Source organism: Blastococcus sp. TBT05-19 (assembly GCF_003319095.1).
Lineage (GTDB): Bacteria > Actinomycetota > Actinomycetes > Mycobacteriales > Geodermatophilaceae > Blastococcus.
This window is the reverse complement of the sequence record NZ_QOHI01000002.1, coordinates 127,593-151,984: the sequence shown is the minus strand read 5'-3', so window position 1 is coordinate 151,984 and position 24,392 is coordinate 127,593. Positions and strand designations below refer to the sequence as shown.

General features: G+C 73.4%; 25 protein-coding genes and 1 pseudogene. 10 read left to right on the top strand and 16 right to left on the bottom strand.

What is annotated here, in order from left to right; genetic code table 11:
• Positions 1-320 precede the first annotated feature (320 nt).
• Both DQ244_RS20245 and DQ244_RS07340 read left to right on the top strand, forming a co-directional pair.
• Positions 321-794, top strand: a pseudogene (locus tag DQ244_RS20245) (RHS repeat-associated core domain-containing protein); the annotation flags it as partial.
• 841 nt (positions 795-1,635) lie between these two features.
• Positions 1,636-2,613 carry a DMT family transporter gene (locus DQ244_RS07340; protein ID WP_113810831.1) on the top strand — a complete coding sequence of 326 codons (978 nt, stop codon included), beginning with the start codon at positions 1,636-1,638 and terminating at the stop codon, positions 2,611-2,613.
• 19 nt (positions 2,614-2,632) lie between these two features.
• On the opposite strand, the gene DQ244_RS07335 is transcribed toward DQ244_RS07340, so the two are convergent.
• The 7 genes from DQ244_RS07335 to DQ244_RS07305 form a co-directional block, all read right to left on the bottom strand.
• Entirely contained in the window at positions 2,633-3,631 is a 999-nt protein-coding gene (locus DQ244_RS07335) for an ABC transporter substrate-binding protein (protein WP_113810830.1), read from the bottom strand.
• 105 nt (positions 3,632-3,736) lie between these two features.
• The gene (locus DQ244_RS07330; RefSeq protein ID WP_233491241.1) at positions 3,737-4,567 is read right to left on the bottom strand and encodes an ABC transporter ATP-binding protein; all 831 of its coding nucleotides are present in this window, start codon (positions 4,565-4,567) and stop codon (positions 3,737-3,739) included.
• Positions 4,564-5,628: an iron chelate uptake ABC transporter family permease subunit gene (locus tag DQ244_RS07325; protein WP_233491240.1), complete on the bottom strand. Its 1,065-nt coding sequence runs from the start codon at positions 5,626-5,628 to the stop codon at positions 4,564-4,566. Before DQ244_RS07325 ends, DQ244_RS07330 begins: the two co-directional genes overlap by 4 nt.
• A gap of 2 nt (positions 5,629-5,630) precedes the next feature.
• Entirely contained in the window at positions 5,631-6,686 is a 1,056-nt protein-coding gene (locus tag DQ244_RS07320) for an iron ABC transporter permease (RefSeq protein ID WP_113810828.1), read from the bottom strand.
• Between the two features lie 80 nt (positions 6,687-6,766).
• On the bottom strand, positions 6,767-7,486 hold the full coding sequence (locus DQ244_RS07315) for a hypothetical protein (RefSeq protein WP_113810827.1): 720 nt from the start codon (positions 7,484-7,486) through the stop codon (positions 6,767-6,769).
• A gap of 88 nt (positions 7,487-7,574) precedes the next feature.
• The gene (locus tag DQ244_RS07310; RefSeq protein ID WP_113810826.1) at positions 7,575-8,069 is read right to left on the bottom strand and encodes a glutathione peroxidase; all 495 of its coding nucleotides are present in this window, start codon (positions 8,067-8,069) and stop codon (positions 7,575-7,577) included.
• Positions 8,070-8,097: 28 nt separating this feature from the next.
• On the bottom strand, positions 8,098-8,502 hold the full coding sequence (locus DQ244_RS07305; protein ID WP_113810825.1) for a DUF2237 family protein: 405 nt from the start codon (positions 8,500-8,502) through the stop codon (positions 8,098-8,100).
• A 61-nt stretch (positions 8,503-8,563) separates the two neighbouring features.
• On the opposite strand from DQ244_RS07305, the gene DQ244_RS07300 reads away from it, so the two are divergent.
• A complete protein-coding gene (locus tag DQ244_RS07300) occupies positions 8,564-10,537 on the top strand; it encodes an acetoacetate--CoA ligase (RefSeq protein WP_233491239.1) in 1,974 nt (657 codons plus the stop codon).
• Here the strand turns inward: DQ244_RS07300 and DQ244_RS07295 are convergent.
• The gene (locus DQ244_RS07295; protein WP_113810823.1) at positions 10,527-11,186 is read right to left on the bottom strand and encodes an NUDIX domain-containing protein; all 660 of its coding nucleotides are present in this window, start codon (positions 11,184-11,186) and stop codon (positions 10,527-10,529) included. The two genes, DQ244_RS07300 and DQ244_RS07295, sit on opposite strands and share 11 nt — an antisense overlap.
• A 116-nt stretch (positions 11,187-11,302) precedes the next feature.
• Here DQ244_RS07295 and DQ244_RS07290 point away from each other — a divergent pair, with 116 nt between their 5' ends.
• The gene (locus DQ244_RS07290) at positions 11,303-12,574 is read left to right on the top strand and encodes an acyl-CoA dehydrogenase family protein (RefSeq protein ID WP_113810822.1); all 1,272 of its coding nucleotides are present in this window, start codon (positions 11,303-11,305) and stop codon (positions 12,572-12,574) included.
• A 56-nt stretch (positions 12,575-12,630) separates the two neighbouring features.
• On the opposite strand, the gene DQ244_RS07285 is transcribed toward DQ244_RS07290, so the two are convergent.
• Positions 12,631-13,029: a DUF6188 family protein gene (locus DQ244_RS07285; protein WP_113810821.1), complete on the bottom strand. Its 399-nt coding sequence runs from the start codon at positions 13,027-13,029 to the stop codon at positions 12,631-12,633.
• 83 nt (positions 13,030-13,112) lie between these two features.
• A complete protein-coding gene (locus DQ244_RS07280) occupies positions 13,113-14,132 on the bottom strand; it encodes a MerR family transcriptional regulator (RefSeq protein ID WP_199580271.1) in 1,020 nt (339 codons plus the stop codon).
• A gap of 274 nt (positions 14,133-14,406) precedes the next feature.
• Here DQ244_RS07280 and DQ244_RS07275 point away from each other — a divergent pair, with 274 nt between their 5' ends.
• Entirely contained in the window at positions 14,407-15,570 is a 1,164-nt protein-coding gene (locus DQ244_RS07275; protein WP_199580270.1) for a glycosyltransferase family 1 protein, read from the top strand.
• Between the two features lie 10 nt (positions 15,571-15,580).
• Here DQ244_RS07275 and DQ244_RS07270 read toward each other — a convergent pair whose 3' ends face one another.
• The 3 genes from DQ244_RS07270 to DQ244_RS07260 all read right to left on the bottom strand — a co-directional run bounded on the left by DQ244_RS07270 (position 15,581) and on the right by DQ244_RS07260 (position 19,165).
• Positions 15,581-16,819, bottom strand: a complete 1,239-nt coding sequence (locus DQ244_RS07270; protein WP_199580269.1) for an MFS transporter — start codon at positions 16,817-16,819, stop codon at positions 15,581-15,583.
• Between the two features lie 62 nt (positions 16,820-16,881).
• Positions 16,882-17,391, bottom strand: coding sequence for a cupin domain-containing protein (locus tag DQ244_RS07265; protein WP_113810820.1), 510 nt, complete (start codon positions 17,389-17,391; stop codon positions 16,882-16,884).
• A 64-nt stretch (positions 17,392-17,455) separates the two neighbouring features.
• Positions 17,456-19,165, bottom strand: coding sequence for an alpha-glucosidase (locus DQ244_RS07260; RefSeq protein ID WP_113810819.1), 1,710 nt, complete (start codon positions 19,163-19,165; stop codon positions 17,456-17,458).
• 123 nt (positions 19,166-19,288) lie between these two features.
• Between DQ244_RS07260 and DQ244_RS07255 the strand changes: the two genes are divergently transcribed.
• The 3 genes from DQ244_RS07255 to DQ244_RS07245 all read left to right on the top strand — a co-directional run bounded on the left by DQ244_RS07255 (position 19,289) and on the right by DQ244_RS07245 (position 21,835).
• Positions 19,289-20,641: an MFS transporter gene (locus DQ244_RS07255; RefSeq protein WP_113810818.1), complete on the top strand. Its 1,353-nt coding sequence runs from the start codon at positions 19,289-19,291 to the stop codon at positions 20,639-20,641.
• Positions 20,629-21,006 (top strand): FKBP-type peptidyl-prolyl cis-trans isomerase, encoded by a 378-nt coding sequence (locus tag DQ244_RS07250; protein ID WP_113810817.1) that lies wholly within the window; start codon positions 20,629-20,631, stop codon positions 21,004-21,006. The genes DQ244_RS07255 and DQ244_RS07250 overlap by 13 nt, the downstream gene beginning before the upstream one ends.
• Positions 21,007-21,142: 136 nt before the next feature.
• Positions 21,143-21,835 (top strand): DsbA family oxidoreductase, encoded by a 693-nt coding sequence (locus DQ244_RS07245; protein WP_113810816.1) that lies wholly within the window; start codon positions 21,143-21,145, stop codon positions 21,833-21,835.
• Here DQ244_RS07245 and DQ244_RS07240 read toward each other — a convergent pair.
• From DQ244_RS07240 to DQ244_RS07230, 3 genes are all read right to left on the bottom strand, one after another.
• Positions 21,832-22,794: a nitronate monooxygenase family protein gene (locus DQ244_RS07240; protein ID WP_113810815.1), complete on the bottom strand. Its 963-nt coding sequence runs from the start codon at positions 22,792-22,794 to the stop codon at positions 21,832-21,834. The genes DQ244_RS07245 and DQ244_RS07240 overlap by 4 nt on opposite strands.
• 19 nt (positions 22,795-22,813) lie before the next feature.
• Complete coding sequence (locus DQ244_RS07235) at positions 22,814-23,056, bottom strand: acyl carrier protein (protein ID WP_113810814.1); 243 nt, start codon at positions 23,054-23,056, stop codon at positions 22,814-22,816.
• Positions 23,057-23,123: 67 nt separating this feature from the next.
• Positions 23,124-23,342 (bottom strand): hypothetical protein, encoded by a 219-nt coding sequence (locus tag DQ244_RS07230; RefSeq protein ID WP_113810813.1) that lies wholly within the window; start codon positions 23,340-23,342, stop codon positions 23,124-23,126.
• Between the two features lie 74 nt (positions 23,343-23,416).
• Here DQ244_RS07230 and DQ244_RS07225 point away from each other — a divergent pair, with 74 nt between their 5' ends.
• Together DQ244_RS07225 and DQ244_RS07220 are read left to right on the top strand one after the other, a co-directional pair.
• Positions 23,417-23,746, top strand: a complete 330-nt coding sequence (locus DQ244_RS07225) for a helix-turn-helix transcriptional regulator (protein ID WP_199580268.1) — start codon at positions 23,417-23,419, stop codon at positions 23,744-23,746.
• A gap of 23 nt (positions 23,747-23,769) precedes the next feature.
• Positions 23,770-24,294: an SRPBCC family protein gene (locus tag DQ244_RS07220; RefSeq protein WP_233491238.1), complete on the top strand. Its 525-nt coding sequence runs from the start codon at positions 23,770-23,772 to the stop codon at positions 24,292-24,294.
• Positions 24,295-24,392 lie beyond the last annotated feature (98 nt).

The window sequence follows — 24,392 nt, the reverse complement described above, 5'->3', positions numbered from 1 at the left end:
GTGTCACTTGTCAGCATGATGGTTCTTATTTCCAACCGAAAGTTTCGAGGCCTTCCGCGAAACAATCGGCTCATAATTGCAGGGTTAGTGGGCGCGGTCGGCTTCGGTGCTGGCATCGTCTTTTTGGCAGCGTCAGGCTAAAGTCCTGGGGCGGTCGGCGCTAACGCTATGCTTTATTGGAGCGGCCTCCTGAGTGGTCGGGCTGCTCTTCTCCTCCCTCGGGAGGACAGATTGGGCGCGAAGAGGATGCTGGCGAATGAGAGTATGCGGATTTGTAGCGATGCAGATAGCGGAGAGCCGTATCGCTCCGCCCGTACGGCCAGATCGCCGTCACTACCCTTCACGGCAGCAGTGCCGTCGACGTCCAGCGCTACGGCTACGCCGGCGGTCTCCGCGACACCAGCGGCCACCTCATGCACTACGGCATGCGCTGGTATGACCCCATCACCGGCCGCTTCACCCAGCAGGACAGCCTCGAAACCCTCGCCGACCCCACCCGCTCCAACCGCTACGAATACGCGGCAAGCAACCCTACAAACTACATTGACCCGACGGGCCTGGAGAGGTGTTGGGTCAGCTCTATGAATGGGAGTTACTGGTGTCGCAGCGCCCCATCAGGGCCCACGTACGACTACGGTGACGTCGGTTGCTTTGCGCTCAACGCTGGACTTCTCTTCACGGGCGCAAAGCTCCTCACGACCGCTTACAGGACCGGTAGCTCCGTTGTGTCGCAGTCGCGCAGAGCCTTTGGAGCTGGGCTTGGTCTTACGCTCTTTTCAACGGTTTCTTGCTAGGCAGAGGAGGCCTGCATGAGTCGAAACGCTGGCGCGCCGGGCCGCGTGGAGCTCGTCTTGATGGTCACGGCAGGTCTGGTTGTGATCGCTCTAGGCGTCCTAGATTTGGTTGAGCGGGACTGGTTCTCGTCCGTGGCGAAACTCTTTCTAGGAGCGGTATTCGTAGGAGTGGGAGTGGCGGCCTACCGTCGGCGTAACCATTCGGATCGGGATGACGGTGCCGTCTCGCGCGACGCTTGAGGGGCGGAGGGGCGAGGCTCCTGGGTAGTCGCCTCACTAGGCTGCAGCTGCAACCGGCCGTCTCGGCATGGGTGGGTCGGCGGCGTCGGGGGCAGGCGACCATTCGAGCCTGCCCCCGATGCGCCGAACCGTGAAGGACAACCGCCTAAGGTGCCGCTATAAACGGATTGTTAGCGGGAGACAGAGCCTTGGAGGGAGTCCAGGCCGGCATAGTCTCGCCGGGAAGGGCGCGAAGTCATTCGGCGCGCTACCTCGCATGGACACTGCTGGCACCGCCATCTGTCTGGGAGGAGATCCGCGTGGGCCCGGGGTCGGAAAGGCACATTCTCACGCTGATACTGATTGCGGTCGGGGCGCCTCTCGCCGCTTTCGTGCTCCAGGCGCTGGGAATGACGACATTCGGGGATTGGTGGCGGTCGACCCTGACGTTGTGGATCATCGGAGCGGTTCCCTGGTTGGTCGGAGTGCTCTTCTCCTCTCTCACGAGGACGGATCAGGCGTAGGTGCCAGGCCGCCACGGGAAGTCGCGGTGCGGCCAGCGCCGTACGTCCGTCTCCGGCCGGTAGGTGCTTCGGGGCGGATTGCCCGCTACCGTTCGGCGGTGTCCCGCACCGCCCGCCCCGCTCTGGGGTACGCCTTCACGCTCGCCTCTGCCGGGCTCTTCGCGATCAATGGCACCGTGTCCACGCTGGCGCTCGAGGCGGGGATCCCACCCACCCGGCTGACCGCGCTGCGCTGCACCGGCGCGGCGCTGGTGCTGCTCGGCGCCCTCGCGGTGTTCTCCCGCGACCGGCTGCGCGTGCACCGGCGGGAGCTGCCGCTGCTGGCGGTGTTCGGCGTCGTCGGCGTGGCGATGACCCAGTTCCTCTACTACGTGGCGATCGGGCGGCTGCCGGTCGGGATCGCGCTGGTCTTCGAGATGACCGCGCCGGTGTTCATCGCGCTGTACGTGTGGCTGGTCCGGCGCGAGGCGGTGCGCAGCCGGCTGTGGCTGGCGCTGCTGCTCTCGCTGTCCGGGCTCGTGCTGGTGGCCCAGGTCTGGGAGGGCGGCGGCTCGCTCGACGCGGTCGGCGTGGGAGCGGCCCTGGCGGCGGCGCTGTGCCTGGCCACCTACTACCTGGTGGGCGAGCGCGGCACCGTCGGCCGCGACCCGGTGACGCTGACGTGCTGGAGCTTCGTGGCCGCCGCGCTGTTCTGGGCGGCGGCCGCACCGTGGTGGGCCTTCGACGCCGGCGTCCTGGGTGAGTCGGTCCCGCTCTCGCTGGGCGACCTGCGGGCGCCGCTGTGGGTGCTGATCGGGTGGATCTGCGTGCTGGGGGCGGTGGCGCCGTTCTGGCTGTCCATCAGCGCCCTGCCGCACCTGCCGCCGACGACGGCCGGGCTCGTCGCGACCGTGGAGCCGGTGTTCGCCTCGATCGTCGCCTGGCTGTGGGTGGAGCAGGTGCTCACCGGCTGGCAGGTGGCCGGCGGCCTCGTCGTCCTCACCGGGATCGCGCTCGCCCAGACCGCGCGGGCGCACTCGGCCGACCGGGCCGAGCCGCCGCTGCTGCCCGAGGTGCCGGCCCCGCTGTCGTCGTGACCGCGGGGCCAGGCCCCGTTCAGGCGGTGACGTCCTCGCTCTCGGTCAGGTAGCCGGCGAGCTCCTCCATGTACGCGGCCTGGGCGACGTAGTCCGGGCCGATGTACTTCCACGGGTGCAGCTGGCCGTTCTGCACGGCGGGCAGCAGCGCGGCGGTGGGCTGCGCGGCGATCTCCTCGGGCGTCATGCTGAACCGCAGCGAGTAGAGGACGACGTCGCTCGGGTGGTTCGGGACCTCTTCCCAGCCCACGGAGTTCCAGAAGTAGCCGTCGCCGCCCGGGTCGACGAAGTTCACGCCGAGATCGGCGTACATCCGCAGCTGCGGGTCGTCGGCCGCCTTCGCCATCCACCAGCCGTCGGCCTGGGTGGCGAACACCGGCAGCACGCTGATGCCGCCGGCAGCGGCTTCTTCGAGCGTGGCCGAGGCGGCCTCGAAGTCGGCGCGAGCCTCGGCCACCTCGCCGCCCTGGGTGTCGACGCCGAGGGCGGCGGCCAGCTCGACGACGCGCTCGATGACGTCGGCACCCGAGCCGGTGTAGGCGATGTGGATGACCGGCGCGATCTCCGCGACCTGCTCCTCCTGCGCCAGGTCGTTGAAGCCGTACCCGGCGGTGCCCTCGGGGATCTCGCCGGTGGAGTCGGTCGGGTAGATCGTGGTGACGATGACGTCCGGATCGGCGGCGGCGAGCGCCTCCAGGTCGATCTCGCCGTAGCTGGAGCCGACGATCGCCACGTCGCCGAGGTCGCGGCCCTCGAAGGCGACGTCGTCCTCGGCGGAGGTCTGGCCGAACGTGGCCACCGGCTCGATGCCGTAGTTCCACAGCGACGCGGTCAGGTCGTTGAGGCCGGCGATCCGCTCGGGCGCCTCGTCGAGCGTCACCGTCTGCCCGAGGTCGTCGGTGAACTCCCAGCCGCCGCTCCCGGCGGCCGAGTCGGTGTCCTCGGTCCCGCCGCAGGCGGTCGCGGTGGCCGCGACGGCCAGCGCGAGCAGGCCGCCGGCCAGGGTCTTCCGGTGCACAGGTCGCTCCTCGCTCGTCCGGGAAGTCGATCTTCCCTCGTTGTGAGGAAGGTTAGCCTGTCCTAACCAAGCGGTGCAAGGGGGTGTCCGGGGCGAGTGCGCTGGTCAGCGCAGTCGGCGCACCGGCACGACCATCGGCGTGCCGGCCACCGGGTCCGGGAGCACCCGCGCCTCGAGGTCGAAGACGTCGGCCAGCAGCCGCTCGGTGAGCACCTCCTCGGGCGTGCCGGAGGCGACGAGCGCGCCGTCCTTCATCGCCACGAGCCGCTTCGCGTAGCGCGCGGCGAGGTTGAGGTCGTGCAGCACCACGACGACGGTGCGGCCACGCTCGGCGTGCAGCCGGCCGACCAGCTCCAGGACGTCGATCTGGTGGGAGAGGTCGAGGTAGGTGGTGGGCTCGTCGAGCAGGAGCAGGTCGGTGCCCTGCGCCAGGGCCATCGAGATCCAGGCGCGCTGCCGCTGCCCGCCGGAGAGGGCGTCCACCGGCCGGTCGGCGAGCTCGGCCATGTCGGTCCAGGCCAGCGCCTCGGCGACGACGGCCTCGTCGTCGCGCGACCACTGGCGCAGCCAGGTCTGGTGCGGGTGCCGGCCGCGGGCGACCAGGTCGCCGACGCTGAGACCCTCGGGGGCGACCGGCGTCTGGGGGAGCAGGCCGAGCACCTTGGCCACCTCGCGGGTCGGCGTCCGCGAGATCGCCCGGCCGTCGAGCAGCACCTGGCCCGCGGTCGGGCGCAGCAGCCGGCCCAGGGCTCGCAGCAGGGTGGACTTGCCGCAGCCGTTGGGGCCGACGATCGCGGTGAACGAGCCCTCGGTGAGCTCCAGGGTGAGGTCGTCGACGACCACGCGGTCGTCGTAGGCCAGCCGGACGTGCTCGGCGGCCAGCCGCACCCGTGCCGTGGAGGTGGCCGGGGGTGCGAGTTCGGCGTGGGTGGTCACAGGGTGGATCGCCGCCTTCCGCGGACCAGGAGCCAGAGCAGGTAGGGGGCGCCGATCGCGGCGGTGAGGATGCCGACCGGCAGCGCCTCGGGCAGCACTGTGCGGGTGACCAGATCGGCGCCCACCACGAGCAGCGCCCCGATCAGCCCCGAGGCCAGCAGCGGGGGCCGGGAGCCGCCGGTGAGCCGCACCGCGATCTGCGGGACGACGAGGGCGACGAAGGTGATCGGTCCGGCCGCGGAGACCGCGAAGGCGACGAGACCGACGGCGAGCAGGACGACCGCGGTCTGGGCGCCGGCCAGCCGCACCCCGAGCCCGCGGGCGGTGTCGTCGCCGAACTGCAGCACCGTCAGCGTGCGGCTCGTGGCCAGCGCCAGCGGCAGCAGCACGCACAGCGCGACGGCGAGGGGGAGCGCGTGGTCCCACGTCCGGCTGTTCAGCGACCCGGTGATCCACACGTAGGCAGACGCGGCGTCGTTGATCTCCGCCCGGGTGAGCAGCCAGTCGACCAGCGCGTTGCCGACGGCCCACAGCGCGATGCCGACGAGCACCAGCCGGTACCCGTCGACGCCGGCCCGCCAGGCGAGCGCGAACAGCAGCAGCCCGGCGACCAGCGCACCCAGCAGCGCGGCGAGCGGGATGCCCAGGCCGCCGAGGATCGCGCCCGTGGAGGTGCCGCCGGTGAGCACGATGGCGGCCACGGCCCCGGCGGAGGCACCGATGGTGATCCCGAGGGTGTCGGGGGAGGCCAGCGGGTTGCGGGCGAAGGTCTGGAACAGGGCCCCGGCCACGCCGAAGGCCAGCCCGACCAGCGCGCCGACGACGACCCGGGGTGCGCGCAGCTCCAGGACGATGAACTCCTGCGGGCCCTCGCCGAGGCCCACCAGGGTGCGCAGCACGTCGAGCACGCCGATGGGGAAGTCGCCGCGGCCCATGCTGATCGCGGACAGCACGACCAGCGCGCCGGCGGCGGCCAGCGGCACGACCAGGTGGCGCACGCGCACCGCACCCGACACCGGGCCGGTGCGCACCACCCGCCCGCTGCGGACCGGGGCTGCCACGCTCACAGCCCGGCCGCCCGGGTGCGGCGCACGAGCGCGATGAAGAACGGTGCGCCGAGCAGCGCGAGCACGATGCCGACCTGCAGCTCGCCGGGGCGGGCGACGACCCGGCCCACGACGTCGGCGACCAGCAGCAGCGCGGCGCCCAGCAGGCCCGAGCAGGGCAGCAGCCAGCGGTGGTCGGGGCCGGTCAGCGCCCGCACCATGTGCGGCACCACGAGGCCGACGAAGGCGATGGGCCCGCACGCCGCGGTGGCCGCGCCGCACAGCAGCGTGATGGCGGCCAGCCCGACCACACGGGCGAGCCAGATGCGCTGACCCAGTCCGCGGGCGACGTCCTCGCCCAGGCCGAGCAGGTTCAGCGCCGGCGCGTTGACCAGCGCGAGCACCAGGCCGGCGGCGATGAACGGGCCCACCTGCCAGGCGACCTCGGCCCCGCGCCCGGCGAGCGAGCCCACGACCCAGAACCGGAAGGTGTCCAGCGTCTGGGAGTCCGAGACGAGCACCGCCCGCACCAGCGCGTAGAGCAGGGCCGAGAGCGCGGCGCCGGCCAGGGCGAGCGTGAGCGGGGTGGCACCGCCGGGGCCGGCCGAGCCGATGGCGTAGACCAGCACGGTGCCGGCCAGGGCTCCGGCGAAGGCGAACCAGACGTAGCCCGACGGCGAGGTCACCCCGAACAGCGCGATGGCCAGCACGACGGCGAGGCTCGCGCCCGCGGTGACACCGAGGAGGCCGGGATCGCCCAGCGGGTTGCGGGTGTGGCCCTGCATCAGCGCGCCCGAGATGCCCAGCGCCAGCCCGACCAGCAGGCCGAGCACGGTGCGGGGCACGCGCAGCTGGCGGACGATCACCGCTTCCTCGGTGGTGAGGTCGGCGTCGAGCAGGGACCGCCACACCTCGCCGAGGCCGATCGAGCGGGTGCCGACGGCGATGCTCGCCAGCGCGGCCCCGACGACCAGCACCAGCAGCAGCACGAGGGTGACCAGCCGCCGCGTGCGCGGCGAACGCGCGGGTGGGCGTGCCGCGTCCCGGGCCGGGACGTCGACCGTGGCGGTCACGAGCAGCTCCCGGGACGGACGGCGAAGATCAGATAAGGCTTACCTTACCGCCGTCGAGCCGCCCGGTCACCGGCGCGGGCTCACCGCTTCGGCCGCCGGCTCCCGCCGTGCCAGTCCTCCTGGACCTGCTGCTCATCCGGCCGCCAGCCGAACCCGACCAGCTGAGGCCGCTCGCGGAGGCTGCGCTTCATCTCCGCGAACCCCGGGAACGAGGCCAGCCCGATCACGTGGTCCCACAGCTCGACGGCCTCGTCCTCGCTCGGCAGCCGGCTGATGACGGGGCCGAAGAAGGCGACCCCCTCCGGCGGGCGGAACTGCAGGATCGGCGTCCCGACGTCCTTGCCGGTCAGGGCCAGCGCCTCGTCGGTCTCCGCCTGGATCTGCGCGTCCTGCGAGTCGTCGTCCAGGGCGTCGGCCAGGTCGGTGGGCAGCCCCACCCCGGCGAGCACCGGCTCGAGGAACTCCCGGGTGCCGCGGCGGACCTCGTCGCCGGGCTCGTTCGCCGTCTCGAAGATCTGCTCGCCGAGCGCCTCGTACAGCCGGGCGACGGCGTCGGGTCCGTGCTCGGCGCGGACGCGGGCGGCCACCCGGAGCAGCCGCAGCCCCGACGTGTGCCCCGCCTCGTACTCCGGCGGGAAGTGCGCGTCGTAGTCGACGTGCGCGTTGAGCAGCCGGAGCGAGATGAACCGCCACTCCACCGCGTACTCGCGCTGGGCGGCGACCATCCGGACCCACTTGGACGTCATCCAGGCGAAGGGGCAGACCGGGTCGAACCAGAAGCGCAGGTCGGCGTGGCTCATCGCCCGACCGTAGGCGCTCCCCGTCGCCGCCGCCCTGCGGTGCCGACCGCCGCGCTGCAGCGCGGCGGTCGTGGCGGCACCGCGGCGGTCAGCCGGGCAGCACCGACTCGATGGCGGCGCGCACCTCGGGGGCGTCGGGCAGCGTCATCGGCCGGAAGCGGGCGACCACCTCGCCGCTGCCGTCGACGATCCACTTCTCGAAGTTCCAGGAGACGTCCCCGGCCTTGCCGTCCAGGTCGGGCGTGGTGGTGAGCCGCTGGAACAGCGGGTGCGCGCCCTCGCCGTTGACCTCGACCTTGCCGGTCATCGGGAAGGTGACGCCGTAGGTGGCCGAGCAGAACTGCTCGATCTCCTCCGCGCTGCCGGGCTCCTGGCCCATGAACTGGTTGCACGGGACGCCGATCACGGTGAACCCGCGGGCGCCGTACTCCTCGTGCAGCGCCTCGAGCGCCGTGTACTGCGGGGTGAGCCCGCACCTGCTCGCCACGTTGACGACCAGCGCCGGTCGGCCGCCGGTGAGCGCGCCGAACGTCGTCGGCTCGCCCTGGAGCGTGGTCACGGGCACGTCGAGGAGGTCGCTCATGCCCGCGCCAGCGCCTCCCGCGCGGTGTTCATTCCAGGCCGCGGATGTCGTCGGGGACGTCGACGGCGTACCGGCGCAGCGCCTCGAGCGGCACGATCTCCAGCGAGCGGGCGTTCGTGGCGGCCAGCACCACACCCGAGGCGGCGCCGGCCTGGTAGGCCTGCAGCCACCGGGTGGCGACGACGCACCAGCGGTCGCCCGGCCGCAGCCCGGGGAAGCCGTACTCCGGCCGCGGGGTGGAGAGGTCGTTGCCCAGCTCACGCTGCATCGCGAGGAACTCGGTGGAGACGACGGCGCACACCGTGTGCCGGCCCAGGTCGTCCGGGCCGGTGGTGCAGTGCCCGTCGCGGTAGAACCCGGTGACCGGATCGGTGCCGCACGGCTCGAGCGGGCCGCCCAGCACGTTGCGCTCGTCGTCGGGGTCGGGCGACACAGGCGCTCCTCGGGGTTCGTGGGCCGTGGTCGGCGCGGACAGAGGATGGCATGGTGCGGGGGTGAGCGAGACCCCCGCGGAGCTCTGGCGACCGAACCCCGACACCGTGCACCGGACCCGCATGGCGACGTTCGCCCGCTGGGTGGAGGAGCGCCGCGGTCTCTCCTTCGGCGATCCGACCGAGTACGACGTCCTGTGGCGCTGGTCGGTGGAGAACCTCGACCAGTTCTGGGGCGACCTCGCGGCCTGGACCGGCGTGCTGCCCGACGTCCCCGACGACCGGGTGCTGACCGACCGGAGCATGCCCGGCGCGGTCTGGTTCCCGGGGACCACCGTGAACTACGCCGAGCAGGCCCTCGCGCACGCCACCGACGCGCACCCCGCGATCATCGCCGTCGCGGAGGACGCCGACCCGGTCGAGATCTCCTGGGAGACGCTGCGCGGGCAGGTGGGCGCCTTCGCCGCGACCCTGCGCGGGCTGGGTGTCCGGTCCGGTGACCGCGTGGTCGGCTACCTGCCCAACGTGCCCGAGGCGATCGTCGCCTTCCTCGGCGCGGCCTCGATCGGCGCGGTGTGGTCGGCCTGCGCGCCGGACTTCGGCACCCGCGCGGTGCTGGACCGCTTCGCCCAGATCGAGCCCACGGTGCTGGTCGCCGTCGACGGTTACCGGTTCAACGGCCGGGCCCACGACCGGCGCGAGGTCGTGGCGGAGCTGCGGGCCGCGCTGCCCACGGTGCGGTCGACGATCGCCGTCCCCCGGCTGTTCGCCGACGAGGTCCCCGAGGGCGCGATGTCGTGGGCCGACGCAGTCGCCGACGAGCAGGAGCCGGTGTTCGAGGCGACGCCCTTCGACGCCCCCCTGTGGATCCTGTACTCCTCGGGCACGACCGGGCTGCCGAAGGGGATCGTGCACGGGCACGGCGGCGTGGTGCTGGAGCAGCGCAAGTCCGGGACCTTGCACAGCGACCTGTGCCCGGGCGACCGTTTCTACTGGTACACCTCGACCGCCTGGATGATGTGGAACGTCGTGGTGTCCTCGCTGCTGTCGGGCGCGACTGCGGTCGTGCACGACGGCGCCCCCGCCTACCCGACCGTGGACGCGCAGTTCGCCCTCGCCGCGTCGCTCGGCGTCACCCACCTCGGCACCAGCCCCGGCTACCTCGCCGCGGTCCAGAAGGCCGGCGTCCGGCCCGGCGAGGACCACGACCTCTCCGCCGTACGGGTGCTCGCCTCGACGGGCTCGCCGCTGCCCGCCGGCTCCTACACCTGGGTCTACGACGCCGTCGGCACGCACCTGCAGCTGACGTCGGCGTCGGGCGGCACCGACGTCGCGACCGGGTTCATCGGGTCGAGCCCCCTGCTGCCGGTGACCGCTGGCGAGCTGCAGCGCCCGAACCTCGGCGTCGCCGTCGCCTCCTGGAACGAGCAGGGGGAGCCGGTGGCCGGGGAGCTCGGCGAGCTCGTGGTCACGGAGCCGATGCCCTCGATGCCCCTGCACTTCTGGAACGACCCCGACGGGGAGCGCTACCGCGCGGCCTACTTCGAGCCGTGGCCCGGCGTCTGGCGGCACGGCGACTGGCTGGAGATCACCGAGCGGGGCACCTGCGTCATCACCGGCCGCTCGGACTCCACGCTCAACCGCGGCGGCGTGCGCATGGGCACCGCCGACATCTACGCCGCCGTCGAGGCCTTCCCGGAGGTGCTCGACTGCGTCGTCCTGGGCGTGGAGCAGCCCGATGGCGGCTACTGGATGCCGCTGTTCGTGCAGCTCGCGCCGGGGGAGGAGCTCACCGACGACCTGGTGGGCCGGCTCAAGGCAGCGATCCGGACGACGGCCAGCCCGCGGCACGTGCCCGACGAGGTGCTCGCCGTGCCCGGTGTGCCGCACACCCGCACCGGCAAGCGGCTGGAGGTGCCGCTCAAGCGGCTGTTCCAGGGCGTGGACCCGGCCAAGGCCGTCAACACCGGCACCGTCGACGACGCCTCGCTGGTCGAGCACTACATCGCGCTGGCGAAGGACCGCGTCAGCTCCTGAACGGCCCGCGCAGCGCCGCCCACTGCAGCAGCATGATCGTCTTCGCGTCGGCGATCCGGCCGTCGTCGACCATGGCCAGCGCCTCGTCGAAGGGCAGCTCCAGCACCTCGATGTCCTCGCCCTCGTCGGCCAGCCCGCCACCCGCGCCGGTGCGGTCGCGCGGCCGGTAGGGCGCGGCGTAGAAGTGCAGGCACTCGGTCACCGAGCCGGGGCTCATGAAGACGTCGAAGACGTGCTCCACCTCGCCGACGGTGACGCCGAGCTCCTCCTCGACCTCGCGCCGGACGGCGTCCTCGGGGGAGTCGTCGTCCAGCAGGCCGGCGGCCGCCTCGATCAGCAGCCCGTCGGGGTGGCCGTTGACGTAGACCGGGTAGCGGAACTGCCGGGTGAGCAGGACGGTGCGGCGCTCGGCGTCGTAGGGGAGCAGGGTCGCGCCGTTGCCGCGGTCGTAGGTCTCCCGCTGCTCGACGACCTGCTCGCCGTCGCGGCGCCGCCGCTCCAGCGTCGTCCGCCGGAGCACGTGCCAGCCGCTGGCCAGCAGCTCGACGTCCCGGACGACGACGTCCGGGTTGCCGGTGAGGTCGCGGCCCACCTGGTCCAGGCCGGTGCGGCCGCGGTGGTCGGGGACGTCGATGCCGGGGACGTTCACGACGTGATCATGCCGGGTGAGGCTGCTCACCTCACGGGTGACGACGGCGTGCGGCGGGAAGGCTTCCCCGCCAAGGTGTAGCGAACCGTCCGCCCGACCGAGGAGGCCGACCGACGATGACGTCGAGCGCCAGCGAGTCCGAGAACGAGATCTGGGAGCCGCAGCCGCCGGTCCTCCTGCCGCCGTGGCACACCCCGGAGCGCGAGGCCCTCCAGGAGCAGGCCCGCCGGTTCGCGATGGACGAGGTGCTCCCGGTCGCCGACGAGCTCGACCCGCAGAAGGGCGAGATCCCGGCGTCGCTGCTGCAGCGGCTGGCCGAGCTCGGCTACTTCGGCATCACGGTGCCCGCCGAGCAGGGCGGTCTGGGCCTGGGCGTCTTCGAGTACTGCATGGTCAGCGAGGAGCTGGCCCGCGCCTGGATGTCGACGGCCAGCATCCTGGCCCGCTCCCAGGGCCTCGGGACGGCGCTGCTCGACGCCGACCGCCGGCACGAGCTGCTGGGCCGCAGCGCCCGCGGCGACTGGATCGGCGCGATCGCGCTGTCCGAGCCCGACGCCGGGTCCGACCTCGCCGGTGTGTCCACCCGCGCCGTCCTGGACGGCGACGAGTGGGTCGTGACCGGGCACAAGCGCTGGTGCGGCAACGCCAAGGCCGCCGACTTCATCCAGGTGCTCGTGCGCGAGCGCGACCCGGAGGAGGGGGAGTCCCGCTCCGCCGGCCTGATCAACCTGCTGCTGGAGAAGAAGCGCGGCGAGTTCCCCGAGGGCCTCACCGGCTCCCCGATCGACAAGATCGGCTACCACGGCTTCCTCACCTGGGACCTGCGGTTCGACGGCGTCCGCATCCCGAAGGACAACGTCATCGACGAGGCGCGGGCGGCCCGCGAGGAGAGCGACGCCGAGGGCGAGGAGGCCAAGCAGGCCGGGTTCGCCGAGGCGCAGAAGTTCCTCAACACCGCGCGGGTGCACACCGCCGCGCGCGCCGTGGGGCTGGCGCGGGCCGCGCTCGAGGACTCGATCCGCTACCTGCAGGAGCGCGAGCAGTTCGGCCACCCGATCGCGGACTTCCAGGCGCTGCGGTTCGCCATCGCCGAGATGGCGTCGCAGATCGAGCAGTCCCGCGCCTTCTACCGCCAGGTCGCCCACCTGCTCGACCTCGGGCTGCCGGTGCACAAGGAGGCCTCGATGGTGAAGCTCGAGGCCACCGAGATGTCGATCCGGGTGACCAACCAGGCCATGCAGCTGCACGGCGGCAACGGCTACACCACCGAGCGGCAGGTCGAGCGGCACTGGCGCGACGCCCGGCTGACCACGATCTTCGAGGGCACCAGCGAGATCCAGAAGCGGATCATCAGCGACCGCCTGCTACCCCGCTCACCTCTCACCTGAGGCGACTGTGCGCTGATCCACCTCACCGCGCCCGGATGACGTGGATCAGCGCACACTCACGCCGGCCGCGCCGACCAGATCGCGAGCCCACCGCCGGGCAGGCACACGATCAGCTCACCGTCCGGCCCGTTCAGCTGCCACGCCTCGTAGTCGCCCTCGGGCGCGCAGCGGATCGTGGTCCCGGCCAGCGTGAGCGTGAGGACCCCGTCCTCGCCGATGCCGGCGGCGTCCAGGTCGGCGACCAGCAACGGCATGTGCGCGGCCACGCAGTCGGCGCTCGTCGTCTCGACCGGGGGCGCGTCGCCGACGCTCGTGGCGGCGCCGAGGGACACCTCCCACGACGAGCTGAACCTCAGGACGAGCCCGCCGGCGCTCACGCCCAGCTCGTAGAGGTGGCCGCCCACCATCGAGCGGATCACCCCGTTGGCGTGCGCGACGTCGTCCTCGTGGGCCACGCCGCACCGTAGCCGCCGCGAGTGTGCACTGATCGGGCTCATCGCCGGCTCATGGCCCCGATCAGTGCACACTCACCGCACGCTCAGGCCGTCAGGCGGATGGGCATCAGCAGGCTGACGTCGCCGGGGCGGCGCGGGTCGCGGAGGGCGAGCGGCGCGAGCGGGCCGTCGAGGTCGAGCACCAGCTGCCCGGCCTCCCCGGCGTCGAGCGCCTGCAGCAGGAACTCCCGGTTCACGCCCACCTCCACGTCGGCCAGCGTCAGCACGGTCGCGGTCTCCTCCGCGCCGTCCGGGCCGGTCGGCACCGTGCGCGTGGGCGCGGCGGCCAGCTCGTCGCGGAACCGGGCGACGTCGAGCTCCACCTGCGCACTGCCCGCCTCGCGCACCAGCGGCCGGTAGTCGGGGAAGTCCGCGTCCACCCGGCGGCCCCGCAGCACCTGCGCACCCGCCTCCAGGACGACGTCGTCGCCGTCGACCTCCAGCGTCAGCGGGGCAGCACCGGAGAACGTCGCCAGCGCCTCGTCGACCAGCGCGACCGGCACGATCGCGCTCACCCGCGCGCCGTCGAGGACCGCGCCGGGCAGGTGCCGCACGACCAGCCGGTACCGGTCGGTGGCCACGAGGCGGACGGCGTCGTCGTCGGCGTCGACCAGGACGCCGGTGAGCATCGGCAGCCCGGGGTCGGTGCCGACGGCGAAGCGCACGGCGCGCAGGGCGTCGAGCAGGGCAGTGGTCGTGGTGCGGATCGAGGTCATCGGGTTCTCCTTCGCCAGCAGGGATCGAGCGGAGGAGAGCTCACGGCGGGCATCGGCCAGGCCGTCCTCGAGGCGCCGCAGGTGCGTCTCCAGGACGGCGTCGACGACGGCGAGGTCGTCGCGGTGCTCGAGCACCCGGCTGATCTCGGCGAGCGGCAGACCCACCCGCCGCAACCGGGCGACCAACCGCGCGACGACGACCTGCTCGTCGCTGTACCAGCGGTAGCTCGTCCACGGGTCCACGTGCGCCGGCACGAGCACGCCGGCGCCGTCGTAGAACCGCAGCGCGCTGACGGTCAGGCCGCTCTCGCGCGCCATCTGGCCGATCCCCCGCATGCGCTCCTCCACGACAGGAACCGTCCGGCCTCGACCGGGTCGAGGGTCAAGCCTGGCACGGCCCCGGGCGCGGACGGGTGGGACGAACGCGGCGGGAGGGGTGCGTCCGCCCGGTTCCCGCCGAACCGTCGTGTCGCCGTCCGCCGGTGTGCACCGGCCGGACATCTGCGAACCCCACCCTGCGGGGTGTTCGGGGCCCGTTCGGGGCCTCCGGCACACGAGGTGCTCCCGTGACCGCTGCTCCGCACGCTCCCACGCCGGCCGTCCGCGTCGAGCTGGTCGCACCGTGACCGGCGTCGGGGCACCCGTGGGACTGCGGGTCGTCGTGGTCGCCGAGACCTTCCGCCCGGCCGTCAACGGGGTCGTCGGCTCGGTGCTGCACGCGGTCGACCACCTCGCCGTCCGAGGGCACGTGCCGGTCGTCGTGGCGCCCAGCGGGACGTCGTACCAGTCGGACTGCGGCGCCGAGGTGGAGGTGGTGACGGTGCCTTCGATGCAGCTGCCGATGTACCGCCGGCTGCCCCTGGCCCGCCCAGGGGGCGATCTCATGCGGGTGCTCGCCGACCTCGCGCCCGACGTCGTCCACCTCGCCTCGCCGGCGGTCCTCGGTGCCGCAGCCGGGCGGGCGGCCCGGGCGCTGGGCATCCCGACCGTGGCGGTGTTCCAGACCGACCTCGCCGCCTTCGCGCGGCGCTACCGGGTGCCCGGCGGGGCGGCCGCGGCCTGGCGGGTGCTGCGCTCGGTGCACGCGACGGCCGACCTCACGCTGGCGCCGTCCTCGTCGGCCGCCGCCCTGCTGCGGCGGCACGGCATCGGACCGGTGGCGTCATGGGCCCGCGGCGTCGACCTGGTGCAGTTCGCGCCCGGACGGCGGGATGCGTGGCTGCGCCGGCAGCTGACCCCGAACGGGGAGCTGCTGGTCGGGGTGGTCGCCCGGCTCGCCGTGGAGAAGCGGCTGGAGCTGTTGGCCGGGGTGAGCCGGTTGCCGGGCGTCCGGCTGGTCCTGGTCGGGGAGGGTCCGTGCCGGGGACGACTGGCCCGGGACCTGCCCGAGGCGGTCCTCCTGGGGCAGCGCACGGGGGACGCGCTCGCGCGGATCGTGGCCTCGCTCGACCTCCTCGTGCACCCGGGCGCCGACGAGACGTTCTGCCAGGCGGTCCAGGAGGCGCTGGCCTCCGGCGTCCCCGCCGTCGTGGCGGCGTCCGGCGGCCCGCTGGACCTCGTGCGGCACGGCGAGAACGGCTGGCTGTGGGCCGGGAACGACCCCGAGGTCCTGGCCGCGATGGTCGCCGGGCTCCGCGACGACCGGCTGGCGCTGCGGGCTGTCGCGGCCCGCACCCGCTCGTCGGTGGAGAACCGCACCTGGGCCCGCATCGGCGACCAGCTGATCAGCCACTACGGCAGCGTTCTCCGGAGCGCTCCGTCGGTGGCCCCGCTGCGCAGCGCCTGACCGGGGCTCATCAGGCCGCGAGGGCCTCCTCGTCGGCGTGGGCGATGTGCGCGAGCTCCCGCCAGATCAGCGCCAGGATGACGGCGGAGCCCACGAAGGCGAACCAGAAGGGGCCGGTGATGCCCCAGATCCGCGCGATGACCCCGCCGAGGGCCTGGCCGGCGACGATGCCGCCGAAGACCCCGATCGAGTAGAGGCTGCCCACCCGGCCCTGCAGCGCGGCCGGCACCGCGCGCATCCGGACGGTGCGCGACGTCGTCCCCCACACGAAGGCGTGCGCGCCGAAGGCGAACATGATCGCCATCGCTACCCAGGGCGTGGTAGTGAGCGCGAGCCCGAGGTGGGTCAAGGTCTCGATCACCAGCCCCACCCGCATGATCGACGCGAGCGAGACGTGCCGTTCGAGCCAGTCGTAGCCCGCCGTCCCCAGCAGGCCGCCCAGCGCCCCGACCGTGGTGAGCAGGCCGAACCCGATCGGCCCCATGTCCAGCCGCTCCGTCGCGTAGAGCACGAGGACCGACCAGGCCGCGCCGTAGGTGACGTTGAACGTGACGATCGTGAGCGTCAGCGTGCGCACCGCGGGGTTGCCCCACGTCCAGCGGAAGCCCTCGGCGATGTCGCGGCCGACGTGGCGCGGACCGTCGGCCCGGGGCAGCGGGGGAACGACCATCCGGGAGACCAGCAGCGCGCCGAGCAGCAGGCAGACGGCCTGGACGACGAAGGGCCACGCCGTGCCCGCGGCGAACAGGGCCGCGCCGACCGCCGGCCCGACCAGCTGGTTCATCGTGATCCCGGCGGTCATCATCCGGGCGTTCCCGATGCCCAGGTCGGGCTTGGCCACGACCATCGGCATCAGGGTCGCGGTGGTGGTGTCCACGAACACCTCGGCGACGCCGAACAGGAACATCGCGCCCAGCACGACCGGCACGTTCACCGCGTCGGTCAGCAGGGCGGCGACCAGGACGGCGACGACGCCGGCGCGGACCAGGTCGACGACGACGACCACGAGCCGGCGGTCGACCCGGTCGGCGAGCACCCCGGCGTGCAGCCCGAACAGCAGCCACGGCAGGCGCTGCAGGAGACCGGCCATCGCGACGAGGAACGGGTCGGAGGTCTGCGAGGCGACGAGCAGGGGGCCCGCCGCCAGCGCCACGCCGTCGCCCAGGTTGCCGACCCAGGCGGAGCCGACCAGCCAGCGGAACGACGTCCCCATGCGGGCCGGCAGCACTGCTTCGACGACCCGGCCCACGAGGAGGAGACCCTAGGCGGCCCTCCGATCCGGGTCGACGAGGTTTCCCCGGGAGCGGCGCGTCACCAGGCCGGCGGGGTGAGGCCGTAGCGCGCGAGGACGTCGGCCTGCCACTCCGGCTCCCCGAACTCCAGGCCGTAGGAGGCGGCGAGGTCGACGAAGACCTGAGGATCGGTCGTCCCGGCCTCGGCGAGGTCGGCGACGTCGCGGAAGAAGCCCTCGAAGCCGGCCGGGCTGATGATCTCGATCATGCGGGCCGGCGTGCGGCCCGCGTTCCACATGGCGTGCATCTCCCCGCGCGGCTTGGTGATGTAACCGCCGGGGCCCAGGACGGCCTCCCGGTCGCCCGACCGGAAGCCGATCTCGCCCTCGGTGACGATCGAGTACTCGTCCTCGCGGGTGTGCAGGTGGGCCGAGACGTACGCGCCCACGGCGAACGGGTGCTCGACGACGGCGACCGAGCCACCGGTGTCCGCGCCCCACAGCTTGAAGGCGACACCGACGCCGTCCCCCAGGTCGGCCGTGCGTCCCTCACCCGGCCGCACCACGGTGAGCGGTGGTTCCTCTTCCATGGCCCCTCCCGAGGTGGAGGACCGCCATGCTGGCGCGGCGGCGCAGCGGTGTCGAGCGTCCGCTTCACGGCAACCGCAGGACGCGGGCCTCCCACGGGCGCAGCTCGGCCGGGTCGTCGTCGCCCATGTTGCCCAGCACCAGCTCGGCCGCCGGCGCCTCGGGCAGCAGCTCGGCCAGCCGGTACGTCGTCCGCGACAGGTTGCAGACGACGAGCAGCTCCTCGTCGCCCAGCGACCGGGTGAACGCGTACACGGCGTCGTGATCCGGGAGGAGCATCGTGAAGTCGCCGAGCGCCACGACGTCGTCGGCGTGCCGCAGGGCGATCAGCCGCCGGTAGTGAGCCAGGACGGAGGTCTCGTCGTCCCGCTGCGCCGCCGCGTTCCACTCCACGTGGTCGGGGTTGACCGGCAGCCACGGCGTCCCGGTGGTGAAGCCGGCGTGCGGCGAGGCGTCCCACTGCACCGGCGTGCGCGCGTTGTCCCGGCTCATCGTGCGCAGCGCGGCCAGGACCTCGGCCGGATCGGAGCCGGCCGACACCGCCTGCACGTGGTGGTTGAGCGATTCGACGTCCCGGAAGTCCTCGAGGGAGGTGAACGGGAAGTTCGCCATCCCGAGCTCCTCGCCCTGGTAGACGTAGGGAGTTCCGCGGTGCAGGTGCAGCAGCGTGGCCAGGCAGGTCGCCGAGTCGCGGCGGAACTCGGGGGAGTCGTCGCCGAAGCGGGAGACCGCGCGCGGCTGGTCGTGGTTGTCCCAGTAGAGCGAGTTCCACCCCACGTCGGCCAGCCCGGTCTGCCACCGCCCGAACGACGCCTTGAGGTCGCGCATCCGCAGCGGCCTGACGTCCCACTTCGACGTGCCGTGGTCCAGGCCGACGTGCTCGAACTGGAACACCATGTCCACCTCCGCGCGGGCCGGATCGGTGAACAGCCGCGCCTGCTCCACGGTCACGCCGGGCATCTCGCCGACGGTGAGGAACGTTCCGTCCCGCCCCGCGAAGACCTCGCGGTGCATCTCGGCCAGGAACTCGTGGATCCGCGGCCCGCCGAGGTAGGACGCCGAGCCGTCACCGAGCGCCGAGCCGGGCAGCGGCGGCCCGTCGTGCAGCTCGCCGGCCGGGCCGACGTCCTTGCTGATCATGTTGATGACGTCCATGCGGAACCCGTCGACCCCGCGGTCGAGCCACCACCGCATCATCTCGTAGACCGCGTGCCTGACCTGCGGGTTCTCCCAGTTCAGGTCGGGCTGCCGCCGGTCGAACAGGTGCAGGTAGTACTCGCCGGACGCCTCGTCGAGCTCCCAGACCGGTCCGGAGAAGAAGGACTGCCAGTTCGTGGGCTCCGCACCCGGCTCCCCGGCGGCGAACCCGGGCCGCGGCGGCCGCCACCAGTACCAGTCGCGCTTCGGCGAGTCCGGCGACGACGCCGACTCCAGGAACCACGGGTGCTGGTCGCTGGTGTGGTTCACGACCAGGTCCATGAGCAGCTTCATGCCTCGCGCGTGCAGCGCCCCGATCAGCTCGTCGAGCTGCTCCAGCGAGCCGAACAGCGGGTCGATGCCCTGGTAGTCGCTGATGTCGTAGCCGTTGTCGGCCTGCGGCGAGGGGTAGACCGGGGAGAGCCAGACGACGTCGACGCCGAGGTCGGCCAGGTGGTCGACGTGCAGCAGGACCCCGCCGAGGTCGCCGATCCCGTCGCCGTCGGAGTCCATGAACGAGCGCGGGTAGACCTGGTAGACGACGGCGCGGGTCCACCACGGTGCGTTCTTCGCGTCCATGCAGGCAGCCCAGCACGCCGGGCCCCCGGCCGCACGCGGTCGGGCAGCCGGGACGACGGAAAAGCGGGTGCGCCGTGTCGTACCCGTCGCCCACCATGGGCCGTCCGCCCCGGGAGGAGATCGATGGCGATGCCGCGCGCCCTCGCGCCGCTCCGGCACCCCGCCTACCGGGTGCTGGCCGCGGTGCTGGTGCTGGCCCTGCTCACGCAGGGCCTGTGGGCCATCGCGATGGTGTGGCAGGTGGTCGCCCTCGGGGGCGATCCGGGCTCCCTCTCGCTGGTCGCCGGGCTGAACGCCGGCGGCATGCTCGGCACGACCCTGGTGGGTGGCGCCCTGGCCGACAGGGTGCCCCAGCGGCTGCTGCTGCTCACCGTCTCGCTGCTGCAGGGCTGCGCGGTGTCGGTCGCGGCGGTGCTCTCGCTGACCGGCGTCCTGGAGGTCGGGCACCTGGCTGTGGTGGCCCTGGTCGACGGCGTCGCCCTCGGGCTGTTCTACCCCGCGTACTCGGCCCTGGTCCCCGCGCTCGTCCCCGAGGGCGACCTGCTGGCGGTCAACGGTCTGGAGGGCGCCGTCCGGCCGGTGCTGGGCCAGGCCGCCGGCCCGGCGCTGGCCGGGCTGCTGGTCGCGGCGTACTCCCCCGGCGCGGCGCTCGCCGTCACCGCCGCCGTCGCGTTCCTCGCCGCGGGGTGCGCCCTGGCGCTGCCGGCGACGCCGGTGCGCCGGAAGGCCGCGGTCGACGGAGCGGAACCCGGCCTGCTCGCCGACGTCCGCGAGGGCTTCCGCTACATGCTGGCCACGCGGTGGCTGCTGACCACGCTGCTGTTCGCCGCCGCGATGACGCTGGTCTTCATGGGGCCGCTGGAGGTCCTCGTGCCCTTCGCGATCGCGGACGCCGGCGGCGGGCCCAGCCAGCACGCGTGGGTGCTCGCCGCGTTCGGCATCGGCGGGGCACTGGGCTCGCTGCTGGTGGCCTCGCTCCGGCTGCCGCGGCGCTACCTGACCGTCATGAACCTGCTGTGGGGCGTCGGCTGCCTGCCCATGGTCGCCTTCGGTCTGACCACCGACCTGGGCATCCTGCTCGCCGCGACGGCCGTCGTCGGCGGCACGCTGCAGGCGGGCATGGTCATCTGGGGCACGCTGCTCCAGCGACGCGTGCCGCCGGCGCTGCTCGGCCGGGTGTCCAGCCTCGACTTCTTCGTCTCGCTGAGCCTCATGCCGCTGTCGATGGCGCTGGCCGGCCCGCTCAGCCAGCTGGTCGGGCTCACCGGCGCCTTCCTGGTCGCCGGGCTGGCGCCGCTGCTGTTCGCCGTGGTCGCGATCGCGGCGGGCCGGCTGCCCGCCGACGAGCTGGCCCACCCGCTCGACGTCCCGGCCGCCGTCCCCGTCGAGGAGACCCCGGCCCCGCCCGCTGCTTGGATGGGGGCAGACGGCGCCGGGAACGTCCCGGCGCGGGAGGGAGAACCGTGGCCGAGCTGAGCCGACCGGACGTCGAGCCGCCGACCGGGCCCGCGCCCGATGACCTGGTGATCGAGGACCTCGTCGTCGGCGAGGGCCAGGAGGCCAAGGCCGGCGACCTGGTCAGCGCGCACTACGTGGGCGTGACGCACGACGGCGGCGAGCAGTTCGACGCCTCCTGGGACCGCGGCGACCCGCTGGAGTTCCGCGTGGGCGTCGGCATGGTCATCCAGGGCTGGGACGAGGGCATCGTCGGCATGAAGGTCGGCGGCCGCCGCCGGCTCACCATCCCGGCGCACAAGGCCTACGGCGAGCGTGGCGCCGGCGGCGTCATCAAGCCCGGCGCGACGCTGGTCTTCGTCGTCGACCTCGTCGGCGTGCGCTGAGCGTCCGTTCGCGCCACCTTGCCGGCGATCTCCGGACGATGCGGGTGCGATCGCACCGGCGACGTCCGGATTTCGCCGGCAGAGTGTGATGGTGACTGGCAGGAATGCTCGACAGGGCAGTGAAGTTGGGCCGGGCATGCGCGTAGAGGTCTGGTCCGACGTCGTCTGCCCGTGGTGCTACGTCGGCAAGCGCCGGCTCGAGACGGCCCTGGAGCAGTTCCCGCACCGCGACCAGGTCGAGGTCGTGTGGCGCTCCTTCCAGCTCGACCCCTCCATCCCCGAGGGCGAGACGCACGCGACGCTGCCCGCGCTGGCCCGCAAGTACGGCCAGTCCGAGGACGCGATGCGCCAGAACATGCGCCGGCTCGAGGAGGTCGCCGCGGCCGAGGGGCTGACCTACGACCTGGCCGGTGGCATCAGCGGCAACACCTCGCTCGCCCACGAGCTGCTGCACCTGGCCGCCGAGCGCGGCGTGCAGGGAGAGCTCAAGGAACTGCTGCTGCACGCCCACTTCGAGGAGTCGCGCAGCGTCTTCGACGTCGACTCGCTGGTGGCCCTGGGCGCCGAGGTGGGCCTGGACGAGACCGAGGCCCGCGAGGTGCTCACCGACCGCCGGTACCGCGCCGCGGTGGACCAGGACTCGGCCACCGCCCAGTCGCTCGGCGCGACCGGCGTCCCGTTCTTCGTCGTCGACCGCAGGTACGGCGCCGCCGGCGCGCAGCCGGCCGAGCTGCTGCTGCAGGTGCTGGAGCGCGCCTGGGCCGACGCGAACCCGCTGGTCACGGTCCCCGCGGCCGAGGGCTGCGACGACGGCAGCTGCGCCGTCTAGTCCAGCAGGCCCGGCACGGCCCGCAGGGCCGTCTCCGCGTCGGCGGACAGCTCGTGGACGACGTCGGTCGCCGACCGCTCGGCGGTGACCAGGCCGACGGACTCGCCCGCGTAGACCGGCGCCTGCTCCAGGTCGTCGCTCTTCCGCGCCTCGATGACCAGCCGCGAGGCGGCGTCGTCGGTCGCCAGCTCGTCCTCCCGGCCGTGCCAGGTGCGGCTGAAGTCGTTGACCAGCGCCCGGCCCGGCCACCGCTGCGGCCAGGCCAGCCGCTGGGCGACGTCGAAGGCGCGGGTGAGCACGGTGTCCTCGCCCGCCGCGGCCCGCACGCGGGCGCGGGCGGCGGGAGAGTTCAGCCCCTCGGGGCAGGCCAGCAGCGGCGTGCCGATCCAGACGCCGGCGGCGCCCGCCGCGAGCACGGCGGCCATCCCGCGCCCGGTCGCGATCCCACCGGCCGCCACCACCGGCAGGTCGGTGAGCGCCAGGGCCTCCTGCAGCAGGGGCAGCGTCGCGCGGTGACCGGTGTGCCCGCCCGCCTCGCTGCCCTGCGCGACGACCACGTCGGCTCCCGCGGCCACGGCGCGGTGCACGTCGGCCACGGTGTTCACCTGGACCGCGACCGCGATGCCGGCGTCGTGCAGCGGTGCTACGTAGGGGGCGGGGTCGCCGAAGGAGACCGACACCAGCGCGGGGCCCGCCGCGACCGTGGCCTCGAGCAGGTCGGGCCGGTCGTCGAGCACCCAGGCCATCAGCCCCACGCCGAACGGCAGCCGCTCCGCCGCGGGGATCGCGCACTGCTCCGCGACGAACGCGGCGCCGTGGTTGCCGGCGATGCCGATCATCCCGAGCCCGCCGGCCCGGGACACGGCGGCCGCCAGCGCCCCACCGGCGACGCCGGCCATCGGCGCACCGATGACCGGCGTGCGCAGGCCGAACCGGCGGGACAGCGCAGTCCTGATCACGGAGCCATCCTGCCGCGCCTCACTTCGCCGCGGGGCCGCCCTTGTCGGTGCCCTGCAGGCGGCCGAGGAACTCGTGGGCCTTCGCGGCCCGCTTGGAGTCCTGCTTCATCACCTTGCGGAAGAACTGCGCGACGTCCTCGAGGCCCGCGTTCTCGGCGTCCCGGACGTACTGGCCGTAGTCGTGCCCGGCCTTGAGCGAGTGGTACTGGACGGAGATGAGGTCGTAGTAGACGTCCTCGAAGCCGGTCTCACCGGTGGCCATCGGTCCTCCTCGGGTGCAGCGGGCATGACGGCCACGGCATACCCGGGAGGACCGGTCCGTCACACCGTCAGGCGGGCGGTCCGTCGGAGAACGCGCCGCCGGTGACGTCGCCGCCGCCGGCCTCGTCCGAGAGCGTCTGGCTGGTGGCCAGCTCGTCGTCCCCGGTCGCCGCCGGGTCGTCCGCGGTCGAGGCGAGGTCGGCGCCCTCGCCGTAGGCCCCGGGATCGGCCTGCGTCGTGCGGGGGTCGTTGAGCGGGTCCGGGGTGTCGGGATCGGTGACGGTCATGGGCGACCTCCTATCCCGATGCCGCGGGGGCGAACCCCTCGACCAACGCGTAACCGATGTGTTACGCATCCTGCGTGCAGGCACTCCAGGCGCTCGCCGACCCCATCCGGCGGGAGCTGCTGGCCCTGCTCGCCACCGGTGAGCGGACCGCCGGCGAGCTCGCGGCCCCCTTCCCGGTGAGCCGCCCCGCCATCAGCCGGCACCTGCGGGTGCTGCGGGAGAGCGGCCTGGTCCGGGTGCGGTCCGAGGGCCGGGAGCGCCGCTACGCGCTGGAGCCGGCGCCGCTGCGCCAGCTCGACGAGTGGCTGGAGCCCTACCGCGACCTGTGGGCGCAGCGGCTGGACGCCCTGGACACCGAGATCGCCCGCGGCCGGCGGCTGACGAGGAACGGAGAGAGCGCATGAACCCGCGAAGTGAGGACACGGACGTGGAGACCCGGCGCGGCACCGTCACCGCGGAGGAGGACGGCCGGCAGCGGCTGGAGTTCCGGCGCAGCTGGCCCGACCCGATCGAGGACGTGTGGTCGGCGCTCACCGAGCCCGACCGGCTCGCCCGTTGGATCGGCACCTACGACGGCGAGCGCGCCCCGGGCGCCACCGGCACCTTCACGATGACCCACGAGGACCAGCACGCCGGCGACGCGATGCAGATCGTCGCGTGCGAGCCGCCGCACCGGCTGGTCGTGCAGTGGGTCCAGGAGCAGGACGGGGCGGGCATCTGGCGCATCGACCTCGACCTGTCGGTCGAGGCGGGGCGCACGGTGCTGCGCTTCGTGCAGGTGTTCCCCGCCGAGGTGGACGTCGTCGACTTCGCCATGGGCTGGCACTGGTACCTGGACAAGTTCGACGCCGTCGTCACCGGCCGGCCGCAGCCCGGCTCGTGGGACGAGTTCGCCGCCGAGGTCGGCCCGGCCTACGGCCGCGCGCCGGAGGCCGGTGATCAGGAGACCTGATCACCAGGGGTCCTCCCTCACGGTCGACGGCGAGGGAGGACCCCGAACGGTGAGGGAGGACGGCGCGGCGAGCCCCAGCAGTCCGGCCCCTGAACGAA

Excerpts from the sequence above, each read along its gene's own strand:
- DQ244_RS07315 (WP_113810827.1), bottom strand. The coding sequence starts at position 7,486 with ATGAGCCACGCCGACCTGCGCTTCTGGTTCGACCCGGTCTGCCCCTTC.
- DQ244_RS07310 (WP_113810826.1), bottom strand. The coding sequence starts at position 8,069 with ATGAGCGACCTCCTCGACGTGCCCGTGACCACGCTCCAGGGCGAGCCG.
- DQ244_RS07290 (WP_113810822.1), top strand. The coding sequence starts at position 11,303 with ATGACGTCGAGCGCCAGCGAGTCCGAGAACGAGATCTGGGAGCCGCAG.
- DQ244_RS07265 (WP_113810820.1), bottom strand. The coding sequence starts at position 17,391 with ATGGAAGAGGAACCACCGCTCACCGTGGTGCGGCCGGGTGAGGGACGC.
- DQ244_RS07260 (WP_113810819.1), bottom strand. The coding sequence starts at position 19,165 with ATGGACGCGAAGAACGCACCGTGGTGGACCCGCGCCGTCGTCTACCAG.
- DQ244_RS07255 (WP_113810818.1), top strand. The coding sequence starts at position 19,289 with ATGGCGATGCCGCGCGCCCTCGCGCCGCTCCGGCACCCCGCCTACCGG.
- DQ244_RS07245 (WP_113810816.1), top strand. The coding sequence starts at position 21,143 with ATGCGCGTAGAGGTCTGGTCCGACGTCGTCTGCCCGTGGTGCTACGTC.
- DQ244_RS07235 (WP_113810814.1), bottom strand. The coding sequence starts at position 23,056 with ATGGCCACCGGTGAGACCGGCTTCGAGGACGTCTACTACGACCTCATC.
- DQ244_RS07230 (WP_113810813.1), bottom strand. The coding sequence starts at position 23,342 with ATGACCGTCACCGATCCCGACACCCCGGACCCGCTCAACGACCCCCGC.